Origin of the sequence: Bacillus sp. Brlt_9 (genome assembly GCF_051948935.1) — a bacterium.
Classification (GTDB): domain Bacteria; phylum Bacillota; class Bacilli; order Bacillales; family Bacillaceae_G; genus Bacillus_A.
Genome location: NZ_JAYJLO010000001.1, coordinates 602,874 through 621,157, shown reverse-complemented (window position 1 = coordinate 621,157; position 18,284 = coordinate 602,874). Strand labels below are relative to the sequence as shown.

Sequence of the window (18,284 nt, the reverse complement as noted above, 5' to 3'; positions counted from 1 at the left end):
TCATTTATTTCCTTTCCACAAATGTTCCCTTATATGAAAATAATGAACCAATTAACGGATTTCGTACTTGTACATGAATTCGAAAGCATTGCCTTGTTTCATCATAACTTTCTACAATGGTGGCCTCCCCGTATAAAAATCTAGGTAACGGGACTTTCCTTCCGAACATGTAAAACCATTGTTTCTTTGAAGAAATATGCATTGCCCCCACCTCATCAATATGAAAATTTAATGTAGATACAAGTAAGTGCGGTTCACCAAAATAATCTACAATTTCATTATTCTCTTCATCCAACTGCATAACGGCATTAAAATATCTTTTTTTATTGTGAAAATAAAAAGTACGATTCCACCGCACAAGTTCATGTCCATGTTCATCCCGCTCAGCCGTATTATGTATTGTAAATGGCACTTCCTTCCCCCGCTCAGAGAAAAATATACGGAACTTCGATGCAATTTTTAATATTAATTTTACAAAAAAAGAACCTCCATAAATCTCATCCATCTTTCCTTCTCCAGTAAAGCTATTTTCTTCCGTAATTTCATAGCGTTTCTGTAATTTCGGATGAAGATTTTTATAAGAATCCCCTAATAGTCTTTCATACAAATTAGCCATACATTATCCCTTTCTCTTCCTCCTGCAATTTTTTGCACTTGGCAAATTCATGCTATTTATATAACCGGCAATCGATAACCCCATGAGTAGAACGTTTAATGTAATTGGATTAAACGGTTCTGTAAGGCTTGCGACATTCGTAAATCCTGCCGCTATTGTTAAGGCTATTAACATAAAAATATGTACGACAAATACTTTTCGCTTTTGAAATGGCAACAGCCATAGGACACCAAAAATAATTTCTAGTAATCCAATTATTTTAAGTACAAAAATACTATGTTCCGTTGAACCAATCATCACCGATAGCATTTTTACTTCTTCTGAATGAGTAAATACTAATTTTGGCACTATCCCTTGATACATCCATACAAAGGCAAATAAAAAACATACGAGCCAATATGTCATTGTTCTTCTAATTAGTAACCTAGGGTGAAGTCCCTTCTCTAACCATAATTTTAATGCATCAAAGCTCCAAGCAGTCGCCCAGCCTAATAACGGCCGAAACATATAGAAATCTATTATATTCCCTATACGACCAAACCTCGTATCATAATCATATTGCGTCTCAAAATGAATGTGTTCTTTACGAGGGGTATACTTCCAATAACCACGCCCTGTTTGAATAAGAGATAATTTATTATCCGTCCAAAATTTTAAAGAAGAAATACGTTCTCCCGTTTCTTTTCTTATTTCACCTATCGATTCCCCTTCTCCAGCTATTTCAAGTCCAAATCCAATTTTTGTTTTATATAAAAACTTCTGTGGTTCTCCTTCTTTTTTCTCTAAATACGAAATTTCAGTAAAGCGGGCATCCCATTCTGTATGTATATGTGGTTCTTGCGTGTATTCCCATAATTTCTCCATTGTTGTGTTCATTTCTGCCGAAACATAAATAGGCTTTTTCCTCTTCATACTTCCACCTCCAATGCACTATAAATTTAATGTACATGCAACGAATTTATTTTGCTACATTTTTCACAAACTTTCTTTTGCAAAAGAAAGAATTTTTAAAATTTATACAAAACACTTGATTCCCCGAAAAATTTAAATTATTATAAAACAAATGTTACCAACAACTTCATAAATCAAACACTCTCGCCTAAAACGTGAGATAGAGGTTGCGATACTTATGATTATTCTAATGGAGACACAGAGATGTCTATGAAATTAGATGAAAGGAAGTATTGCCGAAATTGATAAATTTCTCTGCATTTATCAATTGGGGCTGTTTTCGAATAGAAACAGAACTGTCATATGTACAAACGTGTACGTATGAAGAGCTATCTACAAAAAAGAGATATCATTTTTATGATATTCCTTTTTTGGCGGTTTTTTTATTAGCTCCGTTTTCTGTTTCCCTTTTCCTGTAACAGCACCATCCTCACTTATTTGAGATGGTGTTTTTTGTTTTTCTCTGGTAACTACAGGAATATTGGGATTTATATATGTCCTAATCTATTCTTAAAAATGGATGAAAGAAGGAATTCGTAATGGAAACGATTGTACAAAAATTTGGTGGCACTTCTGTCGGAAGCGTTGAGCGTATTCAACATGTAGCAAATTTAATTATTGAAGAATATGAACGAGGGCATAGTATCGTCTCTGTCGTTTCAGCAATGGGCAAAAGTACAGATGAACTTGTCGCACTTGCTAACGCTATTACAGAAAATCCGAGTAAACGTGAAATGGATATGCTTCTATCTACAGGAGAACAAGTGACTATTTCATTATTAACGATGGCACTACAAGCGAAAGGTTATAACGCGATTTCATTAACAGGATGGCAAGCTGGTATTACGACAGAATCTGTACATAGTAGTGCACGGATTACTGACATTCATACAGATCGAATTCAATCTTATCTTACTGAAGGTACGATCGTTATTGTAGCTGGCTTCCAAGGAGTTAGTGAAAACCATGAAATTACAACGCTTGGCCGCGGTGGTTCTGATACAACTGCTGTTGCATTAGCTGCTGCACTGAAAGCAAAAAAATGTGATATTTACACAGATGTGACCGGCGTCTATACGACAGACCCACGAGTTGTAAAAGATGCTTATAAATTAGATGAAATCTCTTATGACGAAATGTTAGAACTTGCAAACCTCGGTGCTGGTGTATTACACCCGCGTGCGGTTGAGTTTGCTAAAAATCATAATGTCATTTTAGAAGTTCGCTCAAGTATGGAACAAGAAAATGGAACAATTGTAAAAGGAGAATGTAACATGGAACAACAATCAATCGTTAAAGGTATTGCATTTGAAGATAATATTACACGCGTCACAATGAAAGGTTTGGAACAAGGTGCACTTTCAACAGTTTTCTCTACATTAGCAGCGGCACATATTAATGTAGATATCATCATTCAAAGTATTACAAATGAAGGAACTGTTCACCTCTCCTTCTCAATCCATTCTAATGATTTAAAAGAAACATTAGAGGTATTAGAACAACATCAAGAAACATTACAATATGAATCTGTAGAATATGAAAATCATTTAGCAAAAGTATCCATTGTAGGATCTGGTATGGTCTCTAATCCTGGTGTTGCTGCGAATATGTTCACTACTTTAAAAGAAGAAAATATTCATATTAAAATGGTAAGTACATCAGAAATTAAAGTGTCTGTCGTTATTGACCGCCTTCATTTAGTAACAGGTGTTGAGGCGCTGCATCAATCATTTATGGCAAAAATCGTGCCTTTAGTGCAGATGAGTTAATTTCTACTAGTAAAAACTTAAAACAAATTATATGAATCTATTTCCTTCCTATATAAATAGAAACAGGGTAAGACTATTTTGTTGAAAACTCGAAGTTATTCTGTCGAATAGCAATTACTGTATCAAATTCTTGAAACTACTTGAACATAATAAGTTCGCGCATATTTAAATCGTAGAGGGTTTACGGAGTCTTGTTCGTTAACAAGATGTTATGCACTGTACCCGAAAACACCTTGTCACATGTTCCTACACTGTGACAAGGTGTTTTTTGTTTAGAAGAGATTTTAGTATAATTATGAGGAGAGTTAAACAATAAATTTATACATATAAGGAGACAAAGACTATGGCAAACAACAAATTACTAAGAATGGACAATATTAGTATCGTTGTAGAATCTCTTGATAACGCAATCTCTTTCTTCGAGGAGATTGGATTAAAACTTGAAGGGTGCGCTACTGTCGAAGGTGAATGGGCTGGTCGCGTAACCGGACTCGGTTCTCAGTGCGTAGAGATTGCTATGATGGTTACACCAGATGGCCATAGCCGCATTGAACTTTCGCGATTTCTTACCCCACCTACTATTGCAGATCACCGGACAGCACCTGTAAATGCCCTCGGTTATTTGCGCGTCATGTTCACCGTTGAAGACATTGATGAAATGGTATCGAGACTTACTAAGCATGGTGCTCAGCTCGTTGGCGAAGTAGTTCAGTACGAGAACTCATATCGACTTTGCTACATTCGTGGAACGGAAGGAATTTTAATCGGTTTAGCGGAAGAACTCGGTAACAAGTAAGTAATGTTTTTCTGAATTAAAAATATTTGAAAGATATTCTTTCTTAATAAAGCTTAAATTTTCAACCACGTCCTAACTTTAGAACGTGGTTATGCTTGTTTCGGTTTTTTAACATACTATCAATATCCCTAAATTATTATAAAACAATTCAATTACTCGTTATATTCTTTCCTAGGAAATATAACTGACTCTTCTCACTTCTTACCATATATATCTTTTCTTTAAAAAAACGATCTGAACTCATTCAAAATCACTTTCTTTACGTCAGAGTAAAAAACCATCATGAATAGTGCTATTCCTAATAATATCTCTTGCATTCCTTCATAATCAACGAAAGCACTCACAATTAGTAAACCAAATCCAATGTAGAAACCAAATTCATTCTCTTTCTCAAAATCTTCATCTTCTTCATCAATATGTATTTTCTCTTTAAAACCTTGGTACCCTTTTATTAATTCATCTAGCGTGACATTATACATTTCACTCAATAAAATCAAATTTTCAATATCAGGGCAACTTTTATCATTTTCCCACTTATATACCGCTTGCCTCGTTATACCAATCTTTTTAGCAACATCTTCCTGCGAAAATCCTTGTGACTCTCGTAATCTTTTAAGTTGTTGTCCTAAGCTCATAACGTCCCCTCCTTTAACAAATTATTACATAAAAGGGTCCAAAAAAGAAAGAAACCATTAGTAAAACTCACTGTAAACCATTCGTTTACAACATAAAAAAGAGAGGATAACTCTTTGAGCTACCCTCTCTCACTTCTATTAAAACAGATGAATGTTTTCTTTCTTGCAAGCTTCACGTAAATCGTCAGGCCATACAGAAGATTGAACTTCACCAATATGTGCTTTACGTAAGAAGTACATGCACATTCTTGATTGTCCGATACCACCACCAATTGTTAATGGTAGTACGTCTTCTAAAATACCTTTATGGAAATCGTACTCACGTTTGAAGTCTTCACCTGTTTTCGTTAATTGCTCATCAAGTGATTTGCTATCAACACGAATTCCCATTGATGATAATTCGAATGAAGATTGTAATACTGGGTGCCAGAATAAAATGTCACCGTTTAATTTCCAATCATCATAATCAGCTGCGCGCCCATCATGCTTTTCACCTGAACGAAGTGCATCACCAATTCCGATAATGAAGACTGCACCGTGCTCTTTTGCAATTGCGTGTTCACGATCTTTCGGTGTTAATTCTGGATATTTATCTTCTAGTTCTTGGGAAGTGATGAAAACAATTTCTTCTGGTAAATACTTTCCAAGGAACGGATACTTTTCAAATAAGTGGTCTTCCAAATCTTTGAATATTCCATAAATTGTTTGTACTGTTTTTTGTAAGTAATCTACAGTACGCCATTCTTTTTGAACGATTTTTTCCCAATCCCATTGGTCAACGTAAATAGAATGTGTTGCATCAAGTTCTTCATCACGACGGATCGCGTTCATGTTTGTATATAAACCTTCACCAGCTTCATATCCATATTCATGTAATGCGAATCTTTTCCACTTCGCTAGTGAATGAACAATTTCTAATTCTTCTCCTGAATGTAACATATCAAATTCAATTGGACGTTCTACACCGTTTAGGTGATCGTTTAATCCTGATTTTTTCGTTACGAATAATGGTGCAGATACGCGGAATAGTTCAAGGCGTTTTGCTAATTGATCCTCGAAAAATGTTTTAACTTCCTTAATTGCGATTTGAGTCTCTCTTACTGTCATTAATGATTGATACATGGTGGTTTCCTCCTAAAATGTTTGGATGTTGTGAAAAGAAGCCAACAAAAAAAGCCCTTCTTTCCCAAAAAACTGGGACGAAAGGCTTTGGTTCCGCGGTACCACCCAAATTAGCAACAGAGGTTGCTCACTTATACAATACGGAGATGAAATATCTCGATACTGTTCTTCTTGTAACGGCGAAGTTCCCGGCTAAGTCTACTTTCCTGTAAAGGATTTCGGTTAGCAACTCCAGGAGGTTCTTCATAATAGGCTTCGTATCAGGCTCACACCACCCCTGACTCGCTTAGACTACTTCCTACTACTACTCGTCCTTTCATAGTCGTTTTGTTGTCACATCTCTGAAACATTTTATTAATGATTATTCTATACAAAAAATAAAGAAAGTCAATAAAAATTTAAAAATATTTTTCAATTCTTTATTTTACGGCTTTATTGATTGTTGCTAATTTAACATCTTTACTTTTTCTGTCTCGTCAATCCAAAAAACGTTTCACTAACCGAGACTAACATATACACAACAAGTAATGTAATCGTTCGAAATATAGAATCCGCAGTATTTCGTATTATTTTCATTTTCTTTGTAATTCCTTTCAGTTTACGTGCAAATTCGTGTTATACTATAGCATTCAAGCAGTTTATTTTTACTTAAAGCAATCATAGTCATTTATAAAGAGTATGTTCTAAATCATTGACTATTATCAAATAAGATTTTTATATAACGGAGTGATCATATGAGTAAAACGAAAGCAAAACCGAAAAAAGGTGTAGGACAAGGTACAGGAAGTAAAGGATGGAATCGTTGGCAATCAAGTGCAAAGAAAAAGGCAGCTGCCAAGCCATATAAAAGTAAAGGGACTAAAAAGTAAATTCTGTATTATCTCTTTACTTTCTTCAAAACAAATTATAATTATTACACTAAAAAAGCTATGCTCTCATATATTTGAAAGCATAGCTTTTTATCCCGCTTTAACGGGCAGTAAGACCCCATCTCAAAATTCAGCGAAAGCAAAGAAGTTAGATGCGGGATCAACTGCCCGTTAAAGCCCGATTGGTTCAACTAATAATCAGTGGGTGAGGGATTCATCCCCACCCACTGATTAAAGTTTCACTTTATATTAAATCATTAAAATATCTCGTATTTCTTCCTCCGTGATTGATGATAATTTCTCTTCTCCTGGCTCAATCACTTCAGCGATTAAATTTTTCTTACTTTCTTGCAGTTCATGCATTTTTTCCTCAATTGTTCCGTGGGCCACTAACTTAATAACTTGTACCGTATTTTTTTGTCCCATTCGATATGCTCTATCTGCTGCTTGTTGTTCAACAGCTGGATTCCACCATAAATCATACAATATAACCGTATCAGCACCCGTTAAGTTAAGACCTGTACCACCAGCTTTTAAAGAAATGAGAAATAGATCCCCTTCCCCTTCGTTAAACCGGTCACATAGCTCTACACGTTCCTGCGAAGGTGTATTTCCGTCTAAATAAAAGTATGGAACCGCTTGACGATTTAACTCACGACCGATAATGGACAGCATCTTCGTAAATTGAGAAAAAATTAAAATTCTCTTACCAGTACTTCTACATTCCTCTAGTATCTCTAACAGTTGTTCAAACTTAGCTGAGCTCCCCTTGTAATCATCAACGAATAAAGCGGGATGATTACAAATTTGTCGCAATCTCGTTAAGCCAGCTAAAATTCTAATTTTATTTTTACGTAACGTATCTTTGTCTAAATGTTTTAACGTTTCTTCCCTTAATTTCGCTAAATAAGCAGCATATAGTCTCTTTTGATCTGGTAATAATTCCGATGACTGTAGGTGCTCTATTTTATCCGGAAGCTCCTGTAATACGTCTTCTTTTAGTCGTCTTAATACGAAAGGTTTTACGCGCTTTGCTATATCTTCTCTCCTTAAATCACCGAATTCTTTTCTTCCTGGTAGTAATTCTGGAAATACGACGTGGAAGATAGACCATAGCTCTTCTAATGAATTTTCTACAGGAGTTCCCGTTAGTCCGAAACGATATTCAGCTTGAATTGTTTTCACTGCTCTTGCAGTTTGCGTTGTAGGATTTTTAAACGCCTGTGCCTCATCAAGAAATAGTGTATGAAACGGCCTCGCATACGATCTTATATCTCTTCTCAGTAACGGATATGACGTAATTACGACATCAAATTCCGCTACGTCATTTAAAATTTTTCGTCGTTCTGTTTGATTTCCATCAGCAATAACCGCTCTAATATGCGGGGCGAATTTTTTCAATTCACTAAACCAATTGTAAACGAGAGAGGACGGTGAAACGACTAATATAGGCAGCTTCTTCTCTCGAATTTCAGGCAAAACAGAATCTATAAAAGCAATGCTTTGCAGCGTTTTTCCAAGTCCCATATCGTCTGCTAAAATACCGCCAAAACGGTAATAGGCAAGTGTTTTCATCCACTCGAATCCGTATACTTGATACTCTCTCATTACAGCATGTAAAGTTTGTGGTACTGTAAACTTTAATTTTTTCGGGTTTTGAATACTTTCAACTAAATCTTGCACAGAATCATCTAAACTTAAAACATTACCTTCGTGAAGTCCGTTCATCCATTTCACACTCCGAATAAGCGGAACATTCACTTCTTCCCCATGTAAAAATTCTTTTCGAATACCTGATTCTTTTACAAACTGATTAATTTCATTAAACTCTTTGCTCTCTAGTGATAATAAAGAACCATTCGCTAATCGATAATATTTGCGTTTCTCTTCAAGAGCCACTAACACACCTTTAATTTCCGCTTCCGGTATTCCTTTTATATCAAAACGAAATGATAACCAATCAATTCTTTCTTTTCTTCTCACTCTAATTAGAGGTGCGGTATCGCCTTTATGAATGCGTAATTTAATTGCTGTTGTCGCGTAAATATCAACTAAGCCTTTTAACGTTGGAACGACATGATATAAAAAGTTATACTCAGCCTCTTCATTATGCATAAAATAACCGCCTTCTGTTTTCGCGAAGGCACTTTCACTCATAATGTCCAAAATCTCTTTTTCCTTTTTCTCATCACGATTAAAAACAGATGGTTGCCCGTCTTCTTCTAGCGGATTGATCACGACGTTTCCATAATGGAATTCAAGACCTGCTAACAAACGATTTTTCACTCGATCTAAATACAGTTTCGCTTTTAAAGACGGCGTTTCAACACGATCCGATATTACTTCATCAATGCGTACCGTTCCAAGTTTCATTAATCCAGGCACAACTTTCGCTACAAAATGTTCCATCTTACTTTCAGGAATATAAAACTGATTGCTATTTGAGCGACTCATCATTTTTTGCAATTCAATAAGCCGCATACAATCTTCCATAGGTAAATCATATAATTTCCCATCGTAAAGAGCGTTGTTATACATTTCCATAACTTGAACACGATTCAGGCCATCTATATGAAGTGTGAACCCACCATTATTTCCTTTCGTAAACTCAAAATATAATGGCAATAAACCGTTTGACATTTGCAAGCCATGAAACAGTTGCTCATTTTGTTTCAGCTGTACATACTCTACTTTAGAAAGTGAAGAGAGCATATCTTTCCACGAAGCTGGCGGTATGAATATCATACTTTCATCTTGTTTCGCATGTACTTCTAACGCATCTTCATACATTTTTTCATTATGATACATTTTAATAAGCTGCTGAATAACCGCATCGGTCTCTTTCCTGAAGCTATGTACATCTGGCGTGTATGTAAATTCATTAGAACAATGAAAAGCCTCTCTTTTCTCCACTTTAGAAAGAAATTCTCTAATATGCTTTATAAAATATGTTTTCGCAAGTTTTAACTGAATTCCAAGAAGGGCCCCACCACTTTTCGTCGCTACTGGTGAACATATAAACGCAACTTCTAATATTTCACGTGTATCAAAGCGGTGTTGTTTACTTTTTGGCCGCAGTGGTTTGTCTGCAAACAACTGAAACATCCCGCTCGTTAATTGATCATTTCCGCTCATATTTTCGGCCATTCCGCCCGTTTGCTGGTTATAATTTATTTGTATTAGTACAGCTGCAACATGTTGACAGTACGTTTGAAAAGACGCTAATGAAGGACAACTACATCTCGCAACTACATCACCTTTTTTCGCTTTTTCTACTGTAACATGAAAATCTTCATTCCCTTTTACCGTCGCCTCACAAATTCCTTTCGTTTCATCATAATGATTCACGATTACTTTATTTGCTTTATAATAAGCTTCGCCTCTTTTATAAGAGGTCTCTCCGCATACTTCTTTTATAATCGATTTATTTAATGTAAAACTCATTGTTTTGACACTTCCTTAATGTAAAACCATTTTCTCTTACTTAACATTTTACATGCTCAACGAGAAAATATAAAATGTTGATTCAACAAAAAAGATGCTTATTTATAAGCATCTTCTTCACTCTATCTCCATCAACCGTTTCGCCTCAAAATACAACACTTGAATAAATTTTTTCGTATTAATTCGTATATGGCCAGAGGCTGCTATTTCATCCTTTGTCATTTCTGTCATCCGTTTTCTAACTACAGTGAAATCAAAAAATTTCGGAGCATAACTTTCAAATTTCGGATTTGAAAAGTCTGTTAGTCCTAGAGAAGCTAAATGATTCAGCGATTGATAAATTGCTCTTCTTACACGTTGTTCAGAAGCTTTTCTCTCTTTATCTATATCTGCATCCGAAGCTATATGATCTAATTTTTTTAATGTTATTTGGTGAAAAATATCTTTTAACGCAGGGAATCCAAATTCAAATGTTTGCGCCTTTTCTTTCCCATATAAATATTCCAGCATATTAAGTAAATCTTTACTTCCATTCTCTCCCGCGATACCGAGTTCTGCTAGTAAGAAGCGTCCGGAATCTGATATCTTTTTTTCTTCTTGCACTGTTTCATTACGCATTTGCGGCTTTTCCCACTGAAATACATTATTTAATGATTTTTGAATGTCATATATAGAACGTTCCAAACGAATACGCTCTATTACTTTTCGTACAACCGATACTACTTCTATTTTGTTTAGTGGTTTCGTAATATAATATTCCACACCAAGTGTATACGCCTCACCAATGAGCTGTTTCGATTCAACTTGAGAAATCATAATAATTTTCCCAGTAAATGAAGACGCTATATGACGAACTGTTTCGATGCCATCTCTCATCGGCATTAGTAAATCAATAAATAAAATATCTACTTTTTTATAATTTAGCTGTTCTGCTTCAATAAACGCTCCATCTTCCGATTCTCCAATTACTTCCCCAAGATCGCCATCTTCAATAATTTGCGAAAGCATCGAACGGAAAACTTCATCATCATCTACGATATAATAAAACAAACCTATTCCCCTTCCCGCTTTAAACTGCCCTCCGGTAAACAAACGATAAACTTACACCCTTTTCCGGCTTCATTGTCTTCTAATCTTACTTCTCCGCCGAGCTCTGTTACCATTTCATGTATGTAAGAAAGTCCAATGCCTGTTGACGGCGTTCCCGTTTGATCATACTTTGAAGTAAATCCGGGCTTAAATACTAATTTCTTATACTTTTGTGCTATACCAGGCCCATCGTCAATTACTTCAAAGACTACATGTTGCTCTCGTTTATATAATTTAATATGAATGAGACCTCTATCTTCAATTGCTTCTACTGCATTCGCAACTAAGTTATTAAAGATTGATAGCACTGTATACACGTGGTATGCAGCGTGTTCACCTTCTATATGTTTAGAAAAACGTATATCTTTACCTAGCATTTCAGCATACTTTTCATTTATTCTTACAATCATTTCTGTAAGCTCATGACCTTCTACATACTCCGCCACATTTTTATCTAATAGCAGTTTAGATAATCCTGCAAAAATTCTTTGATTATCTTTTTTTATTTCGTGCACTTCTCCTGCTATTTTCAATGCTGTTTTACTACTGGAATCATCGTTTGCTTGTAAATTTCGATATAGTTGATATGCTTCTTGTGTAATCAACTCTGCATTTTGTAACGTTTTTTTCAAATGAACTGATTCTACATATAAATTTGAAAGGTGCATGAACATTTTTTCATTTTCTTTTCGAACTTGTGATTCTTTTAGTTTCGTTTCATATAAGTTCATCATATTTAAAAATCCAAGCGCAAAGAAACTACGGAAAATAGCAATAATAATAAGTTTATTTACTTCAGAAACTGTTATCGTTGTACCGAGCACGACCATATGATAAATCGCTAGTTCTGACATACTTGCGATAATTTCAATTGTAATTCCAAGGCAACCAATAACAATTGGTTTCTGATGAAACTTATTCACCCTACAAAGTGAAAAAAGACTTCCATAAATAAAATAATAAAAGAACACAGGATAACGCAAATAAAATGATTCTGTCATATGAAAGGAACCTTGCATAACCCAGTCAAGACATATGCGAAATAAAACGACACATATACCGACAAGAATCCCTGCAGCTGCTGCTGGTATTCTTCTTAAAAATAGTAATAAAAAAAAGAAAAGCGGTGTCCCAAAGCTAACGCGAAACATATCATTAAAAGGATGAAAATTAAGCTCTCCAGCAATCGGAACAACAACCATTAATATAATTAAAAGAGATATATCTTTCTTCCATAACTGATTCCAATTCAAAGGTGCCACTTCCTATACTTTTTGTCAGTAGTAAAAGTGAAAGCCCGCTTATATAATAAACGGGCTTTATTTCTATATTCTAACCTTTTCTACCGCTTTTATTTGGCGATACTCAGGCTCCCAGATTGCTTCTTTCACTGCAATCTTGATATCGTTATCACTTAAATTCTCTCTAGCTACACCTTCTGCAACGGCAACTTTCGCTACTTCAATTGCAACCATTTCCGAGATGTTACGTAACTCTTCAACTTCTGGCAAAATAGGTGCTCCTGGCTGACTTGTATCTACCATGCTTGCAACTGCTTCAGCAGCTGCTGCGAACATTCCATCCGTCATGACGCTTGCACGTACGACAATTGTTCCAAGACCAAGCCCTGGGAAAATAAGTGCATTATTTGATTGTCCAATCACATACGTTACACCGTTATATGTAACTGGTTCAAATGGACTTCCTGTTGCAACTAATGCTCTTCCTTCTGTCCACTCTATTAAGTCTACTGGTTTTGCTTCAGCAAGTGGCGTCGGATTCGACATTGGTAAAATGATTGGTCTTTCTACGTGAGAAGCCATTTCTTTAATAATTTCTTCTTTAAATGCGCCTGCAACAGTTGATGTACCGATTAAAATTGTCGGTTTTACATGCTTCACAACTTCAGCAAGTCCAATCACATCATTTTGTTTCCACTCACTTACTTCCGCTTCTTTTCTTGCATACGGCATTTGGAAATCAAGAAGATCTTCCATATTATCTGTAACTAACCCGTTACGATCAATACACCAGAAACGCTTATATGATTCTTCTTCTGATACGCCTACGCGAACCATTGCATCTCTAACTTGATCTGCGATACCGATTCCAGCTGTACCAGCACCAAATACAACAACGCGGTGTTCACTTAGCGGTACACCCGAAGCTTTCACTGCCGATAATACAGCAGCAAGCGAAACTGCACCTGTACCTTGAATATCATCATTAAATGTACAAATATCATGACGATATTTATCTAAAATTTTTCGTGCATTTCGAGAACTGAAGTCTTCCCAATGTAAAAGTGCTTTCGGGAATTGTTTATTTACCGCTTGTACAAACGTATCAATAAATTCATCGTAAGCTTCACCAGTTATACGAGGATGACGATTTCCAATATAAAATGGATTGTTTAATAGTTCTTCACGGTTTGTACCTACATCTAAAATTACTGGTAATACACGACTAGGATCGATTCCAACTGCGGCCGTATAAACAGCTAACTTTCCGATGGCGATGTTAATACCACCAACGCCCCAGTCACCAATTCCAAGTATGCCTTCTCCATCTGTAACAACGACTAAATCAATATTTTCTGCTGTTGCACCTATATTGGCGAATGCTTCTTCAATGCCTGATGGATCGTTAATTGATAAATACACACCACGTGGTTTACGGTATTCATGACTATATCTTTGAATCGCTACACCGACTGTTGGTGTATATACAATTGGTAACATTTCGCGCAGGTGATCTGTTAAAATACGATAAAATAGTACTTCATTTCGATCATGTAACGCTGTTAAGTATACGTTCTTTAATAAATCATCCGGCTGAGAACAAAATTGTTCATATGCTCGGCGTGCTTGTTCTTCTAATGTTAAAACTGCTGGCGGTAATAACCCTTTTAAACCTAATTCTTCTCTCTCTTCTTGCGTGAAAGCGACCCCTTTATTTAAAAGTGGTGTTGATAATACTTCTACTCCTCTTAATGTCGTTTCTAATGAACCATTAGAAGCTACTGTAAACTTACTCATAACATCCCTACCTCTATTCATATATAGCATTTCTATATTGTAAACAAAAAAGAGGGGCTTGTCCCCCTCTTCTTTTAATTTTTCTTTAAAAGAGTTGCTCCTGCAATCCCTGGGTGTGTCATTTCGAATGGATCTAGAATTAACTCTAAGTCTTCTTGTGACAGTACACCATTTTTCACACAAAGTTCTCGAACGGATTGCCCTGTCGCGATTGCTTCTTTCGCAACGCGAGCTGCTGCTTCATAACCGATATGAGGGTTCACGGCTGTAATAATTCCTACACTCTTCTCAACATACTCTTTTAAGCGATCTTCATTCGCTTCAATTCCTTTTAAGCAATTATCTGTAAAGGCACGGAAACCGTTATTCATAATGCTAATTGATTGAAGTAAGTTGAAAACAAGTACTGGTTCCATAACGTTTAATTCTAATTGTCCTGCTTCTGAAGCAAGGCAAATTGTATGGTCGTTACCAATTACTTGGAACGCAATTTGATTAATTACTTCTGGCATAACAGGATTTACTTTCCCTGGCATAATTGATGAACCTGGTTGACGAGCTGGTAGCATAATTTCCGCTAAACCAACGCGTGGACCTGATGCCATTAAGCGAAGGTCATTCGCGATTTTAGACATATTCATCATACATACTTTAAGTGCTGCTGATACTTCTGTATATGCATCCGTATTTTGCGTTGCATCTACTAAGTCTTCTGCGCCAACAAGTGGTAGTTCACTAATTGCAGCTAAATGTTTTACAACTGCTTCAATATATTCTGGATCTGCATTTAAGCCTGTACCAACTGCAGTTGCTCCCATATTTACTTCATATAGATGTTGACGTGATTGCTTAATACGCTTCATATCACGTTCAAGTACGCGAGAGTACGCTTTAAATTCTTGTCCAAGACGAATTGGCACAGCGTCTTGTAAATGTGTACGACCCATTTTAATAACATGGTCAAACTGCTCTGCTTTTAATTCAAACACATCGTGCATATAACCCATCGTTTGTAATAAACCTTCTAATGCGTTTAATGTTGCGATATGAATCGCCGTTGGGAATGCATCGTTTGTTGATTGTGCCATGTTTACATGACTATTTGGACTAATATAATGATAGTCTCCCTTTTCCATTCCTAATAATTCAAGAGCACGATTGGCCATGACTTCATTTGCATTCATGTTCATTGAAGTACCTGCTCCGCCTTGAATTGGATCTACGATGAAATGATCATGCCATTTTCCATCAAGAATTTCTTGAGCGGCTTCTGCGATCGCACCGCCCTTATTCAATTCCAATCTTCCTACATCTGTATTAGCAAGTGCTGCAGCTTTCTTTACAATTGCGAACGCTTTAATTAAGCCTTCATGAATTTTGTATCCTGTAATTGGGAAGTTTTCAACTGCACGCATTGTTTGTACGCCGTAGTATGCATAGTTTGGTACTTCTTTTTCACCTAAAAAATCTTTTTCAATTCGAACACCATTTTTAACTTCAGTTAATGTTGCCATGATTATTCACTCCTTAACGATTTCTTATGCTGCTTTTGTTTCTTTGACTGTTTCTACATATTGTTTTGCTTTCTCATTATCGAATTCGCCTTCCCACTTCGACATAACAATGGCCGCTAATGCATTGCCTAATACATTGACAGATGAGCGAATCATATCTAAAATGCGGTCAATTCCCGCAATTAATGCGATACCTTCTAGTGGTAACCCCATTGAACCTAACGTTGCTAATACAACAACGAACGATGCACCTGGAACTCCCGCCATACCCTTGGATGTTAACATGAGAACGAATAATAACGTTATTTGCTCTGTCAGTGACATGTGCACACCGTACATTTGTGCAACAAACAATGCCGCTAACGCTTGATAAATAGCCGATCCAGTCAAGTTAAATGTATAACCTGTTGGAATAACGAAAGAGGCAACTGCCTTTGGACAACCGAACTCTTCCATTTTTCTCATTATATTAGGTAAAACAGCTTCTGAACTTGCTGTCGTAAATGAAAGAATAAGTTCTTCTTTTAAAATTTTCATTAATGTAAAAATGTTTACGCCAACCATTCGTGCATTAATACCTAATACAATCACAACGAATAGTATAACAGTTACGTATACAGCTAGCACTAGTTTTCCTAAAGGAAGTAGTGTTGCTACACCAAATTTTGCAACCGTAACCGCAATTAATGCGAATACACCAAATGGCGCAAATTTCATAACTTGATTTGTAACCCAAAACATCGCTTCGAGTACACCTTCAAAGAAGTGGAAAACAGGTTTCCCTTTTTCTCCAATTGCCGCAACTCCTAAACCGAATAATACTGAGAAGAAAATAATCGGTAATAAGTCACCTTGTGCAATTGATTCAAATACGTTTTTCGGTACGATATGAACAATCGTCTCAGCGAATCCTTGCTTCTCTGTAGCATCTGCTGTTTGTTTATAAGAAGAAATATCACTTTGCTGTAAGTTATTCATATCAACGCCAGTACCTGGCTGGAATATATTAGCCGCAAGTAATCCCATTAAAATAGCGATTGTCGTAATAATTTCGAAATAAAGAATTGTTTTTCCGCCTAGTTTTCCAAGCTTCTTCATATCTCCTACACCAGCTACTGCAACAATTAATGCTGAAATAACAATCGGCACTACAATCATTTTAATTAAGTGAATAAATATATCCCCAACTGGTGTGATATAAGAAATAGCCGTTTTATTACCATAGAAGATTGCCCCTACTACAATCCCTAAAACAAGTGCAACGAAAATTTGTGTTGCCAATCCGAATTTTTTCATTTATGTTCATCCCCTTTATGCGAACGCTTTCATTTCGTATTTATAAAAGCTTACTCACACATCATATAGGCGAACCTACAAAATCATACAAAAACCTACAAGTTCGTCACAAAAAATTCGAAAATTTTTCTTTTCTTTTTCATTGACACCTTTTCATGAAAAAGAAATAATATATACTTGATAAGTAATCAGATTGTTTCGTATAATCAAAAAGATATATACTTACAACAAATCGAAATGAAAAGGAGTGGATAGTATGAAAAATTATGTACAAAAATTCGTTCTATCTTCTTCTTTTCTTTTTCATTTTCTTAAAAAGGAACAAAGGCATTTGCCTTTGTTCCTTTTTTATTGCGATCTATATAGGGGGAATTGTTATGAGACCATATAAACGTGTCTTAATTAAATTAAGTGGCGGTGCACTTGCCGATCAAACAGGAAATAGCTTTAACTCCAAACGATTAGAACATATCGCAAATGAGATTTTATCCATCGTTGATTTAGGTATTGAAGTATCTATCGTCATCGGAGGCGGGAACATTTTCAGAGGTCATTTAGCTGAAGAATGGGGCATTGATCGTGTAGAAGCTGATAATATCGGTACACTAGGTACAATTATTAATAGCTTAATGCTACGCGGCGTTTTAACGAGTAAAACAAATAAAGAAGTGCGCGTTATGACTTCCATCCCGTTTAATGCTGTAGCTGAACCATACATTCGCCTACGTGCAGTACACCATTTAGATAGCGGCTATATCGTTATTTTTGGAGGCGGAAACGGGCAACCGTTCGTTACGACAGATTATCCAAGTGTTCAAAGAGCCATTGAAATGAATAGTGACGCAATATTAGTCGCAAAACAAGGAGTAGATGGCGTCTTTACTAGCGATCCAAAGCATAATAAAGCAGCAAAAATGTACAAAAAACTAAACTATAACGATATTGTTAGGCAAAACATACAAGTAATGGATCAAGCTGCTTTACTACTTGCCCGTGATTATAATTTGCCAGCACACGTCTTTAACTTCGATGAGCCGGGGGTTATGAAAAGAATTTGTTTAGGTGAGCATGTGGGGACTTTGATTAATGATGATGCTTCATTGCTTGTGCATGAGAAATAATTATTTCTCATAAAAAAGGGTGTC

The 18,284-nt window shown here is 36.0% G+C and carries 14 protein-coding genes, 1 riboswitch and 1 other annotated feature; of the genes, 4 read left to right on the top strand and 10 right to left on the bottom strand.

Features of this window, described 5'->3' with window-relative positions; all coding sequences use genetic code 11:
• Positions 1 to 4: 4 nt before the first annotated feature.
• Both VF726_RS03275 and VF726_RS03270 read right to left on the bottom strand, forming a co-directional pair.
• Entirely contained in the window at positions 5 to 616 is a 612-nt protein-coding gene (locus VF726_RS03275) for a DUF4166 domain-containing protein (RefSeq protein WP_440165790.1), read from the bottom strand.
• 3 nt (positions 617 to 619) lie between these two features.
• Positions 620 to 1,528, bottom strand: a complete 909-nt coding sequence (locus tag VF726_RS03270) for a DoxX-like family protein (protein WP_440165788.1) — start codon at positions 1,526 to 1,528, stop codon at positions 620 to 622.
• Between the two features lie 192 nt (positions 1,529 to 1,720).
• Positions 1,721 to 1,907, top strand: a riboswitch (Lysine riboswitch).
• A gap of 199 nt (positions 1,908 to 2,106) precedes the next feature.
• Here VF726_RS03270 and VF726_RS03265 point away from each other — a divergent pair.
• Positions 2,107 to 3,336: an aspartate kinase gene (locus tag VF726_RS03265; RefSeq protein ID WP_440165786.1), complete on the top strand. Its 1,230-nt coding sequence runs from the start codon at positions 2,107 to 2,109 to the stop codon at positions 3,334 to 3,336.
• A 343-nt stretch (positions 3,337 to 3,679) separates the two neighbouring features.
• Positions 3,680 to 4,132 carry a VOC family protein gene (locus VF726_RS03260; RefSeq protein ID WP_440165784.1) on the top strand — a complete coding sequence of 151 codons (453 nt, stop codon included), beginning with the start codon at positions 3,680 to 3,682 and terminating at the stop codon, positions 4,130 to 4,132.
• 221 nt (positions 4,133 to 4,353) lie between these two features.
• On the opposite strand, the gene VF726_RS03255 is transcribed toward VF726_RS03260, so the two are convergent.
• Together VF726_RS03255 and asnA are read right to left on the bottom strand one after the other, a co-directional pair.
• Positions 4,354 to 4,767, bottom strand: coding sequence for a helix-turn-helix domain-containing protein (locus VF726_RS03255; RefSeq protein WP_440165782.1), 414 nt, complete (start codon positions 4,765 to 4,767; stop codon positions 4,354 to 4,356).
• Between the two features lie 138 nt (positions 4,768 to 4,905).
• Complete coding sequence (gene asnA, locus VF726_RS03250; protein WP_061676615.1) at positions 4,906 to 5,889, bottom strand: aspartate--ammonia ligase; 984 nt, start codon at positions 5,887 to 5,889, stop codon at positions 4,906 to 4,908.
• Positions 5,890 to 5,959: 70 nt separating this feature from the next.
• Positions 5,960 to 6,218: a binding site (T-box leader), on the bottom strand.
• Between the two features lie 405 nt (positions 6,219 to 6,623).
• Here asnA and VF726_RS03245 point away from each other — a divergent pair.
• Positions 6,624 to 6,758, top strand: coding sequence for a DUF3934 domain-containing protein (locus VF726_RS03245; RefSeq protein WP_000047588.1), 135 nt, complete (start codon positions 6,624 to 6,626; stop codon positions 6,756 to 6,758).
• A 249-nt stretch (positions 6,759 to 7,007) separates the two neighbouring features.
• On the opposite strand, the gene VF726_RS03240 is transcribed toward VF726_RS03245, so the two are convergent.
• From VF726_RS03240 to VF726_RS03215, 6 genes are all read right to left on the bottom strand, one after another.
• A complete protein-coding gene (locus VF726_RS03240) occupies positions 7,008 to 10,202 on the bottom strand; it encodes a DEAD/DEAH box helicase (protein WP_440165779.1) in 3,195 nt (1,064 codons plus the stop codon).
• 117 nt (positions 10,203 to 10,319) lie between these two features.
• Positions 10,320 to 11,252, bottom strand: coding sequence for a response regulator (locus VF726_RS03235; protein WP_440165778.1), 933 nt, complete (start codon positions 11,250 to 11,252; stop codon positions 10,320 to 10,322).
• A gap of 2 nt (positions 11,253 to 11,254) precedes the next feature.
• Positions 11,255 to 12,553, bottom strand: coding sequence for a sensor histidine kinase (locus VF726_RS03230; protein ID WP_440165776.1), 1,299 nt, complete (start codon positions 12,551 to 12,553; stop codon positions 11,255 to 11,257).
• Positions 12,554 to 12,616: 63 nt separating this feature from the next.
• Complete coding sequence (gene malS, locus VF726_RS03225; protein WP_142286565.1) at positions 12,617 to 14,329, bottom strand: oxaloacetate-decarboxylating malate dehydrogenase; 1,713 nt, start codon at positions 14,327 to 14,329, stop codon at positions 12,617 to 12,619.
• Positions 14,330 to 14,403: 74 nt separating this feature from the next.
• Positions 14,404 to 15,843: an aspartate ammonia-lyase gene (gene aspA / locus VF726_RS03220; RefSeq protein ID WP_061676611.1), complete on the bottom strand. Its 1,440-nt coding sequence runs from the start codon at positions 15,841 to 15,843 to the stop codon at positions 14,404 to 14,406.
• A gap of 24 nt (positions 15,844 to 15,867) precedes the next feature.
• Complete coding sequence (locus VF726_RS03215; protein ID WP_000713281.1) at positions 15,868 to 17,139, bottom strand: cation:dicarboxylate symporter family transporter; 1,272 nt, start codon at positions 17,137 to 17,139, stop codon at positions 15,868 to 15,870.
• A 377-nt stretch (positions 17,140 to 17,516) separates the two neighbouring features.
• On the opposite strand from VF726_RS03215, the gene pyrH reads away from it, so the two are divergent.
• Entirely contained in the window at positions 17,517 to 18,260 is a 744-nt protein-coding gene (gene pyrH / locus VF726_RS03210; protein WP_048527234.1) for a UMP kinase, read from the top strand.
• Positions 18,261 to 18,284: the final 24 nt, after the last annotated feature.

Excerpts from the sequence above, each read along its gene's own strand:
- VF726_RS03260 (WP_440165784.1), top strand. The coding sequence starts at position 3,680 with ATGGCAAACAACAAATTACTAAGAATGGACAATATTAGTATCGTTGTA.
- VF726_RS03240 (WP_440165779.1), bottom strand. The coding sequence starts at position 10,202 with ATGAGTTTTACATTAAATAAATCGATTATAAAAGAAGTATGCGGAGAG.
- asnA (WP_061676615.1), bottom strand. The coding sequence starts at position 5,889 with ATGTATCAATCATTAATGACAGTAAGAGAGACTCAAATCGCAATTAAG.
- VF726_RS03275 (WP_440165790.1), bottom strand. The coding sequence starts at position 616 with ATGGCTAATTTGTATGAAAGACTATTAGGGGATTCTTATAAAAATCTT.
- VF726_RS03215 (WP_000713281.1), bottom strand. The coding sequence starts at position 17,139 with ATGAAAAAATTCGGATTGGCAACACAAATTTTCGTTGCACTTGTTTTA.
- VF726_RS03255 (WP_440165782.1), bottom strand. The coding sequence starts at position 4,767 with ATGAGCTTAGGACAACAACTTAAAAGATTACGAGAGTCACAAGGATTT.
- pyrH (WP_048527234.1), top strand. The coding sequence starts at position 17,517 with ATGAGACCATATAAACGTGTCTTAATTAAATTAAGTGGCGGTGCACTT.
- malS (WP_142286565.1), bottom strand. The coding sequence starts at position 14,329 with ATGAGTAAGTTTACAGTAGCTTCTAATGGTTCATTAGAAACGACATTA.
- VF726_RS03270 (WP_440165788.1), bottom strand. The coding sequence starts at position 1,528 with ATGAAGAGGAAAAAGCCTATTTATGTTTCGGCAGAAATGAACACAACA.
- aspA (WP_061676611.1), bottom strand. The coding sequence starts at position 15,843 with ATGGCAACATTAACTGAAGTTAAAAATGGTGTTCGAATTGAAAAAGAT.
- VF726_RS03265 (WP_440165786.1), top strand. The coding sequence starts at position 2,107 with ATGGAAACGATTGTACAAAAATTTGGTGGCACTTCTGTCGGAAGCGTT.
- VF726_RS03245 (WP_000047588.1), top strand. The coding sequence starts at position 6,624 with ATGAGTAAAACGAAAGCAAAACCGAAAAAAGGTGTAGGACAAGGTACA.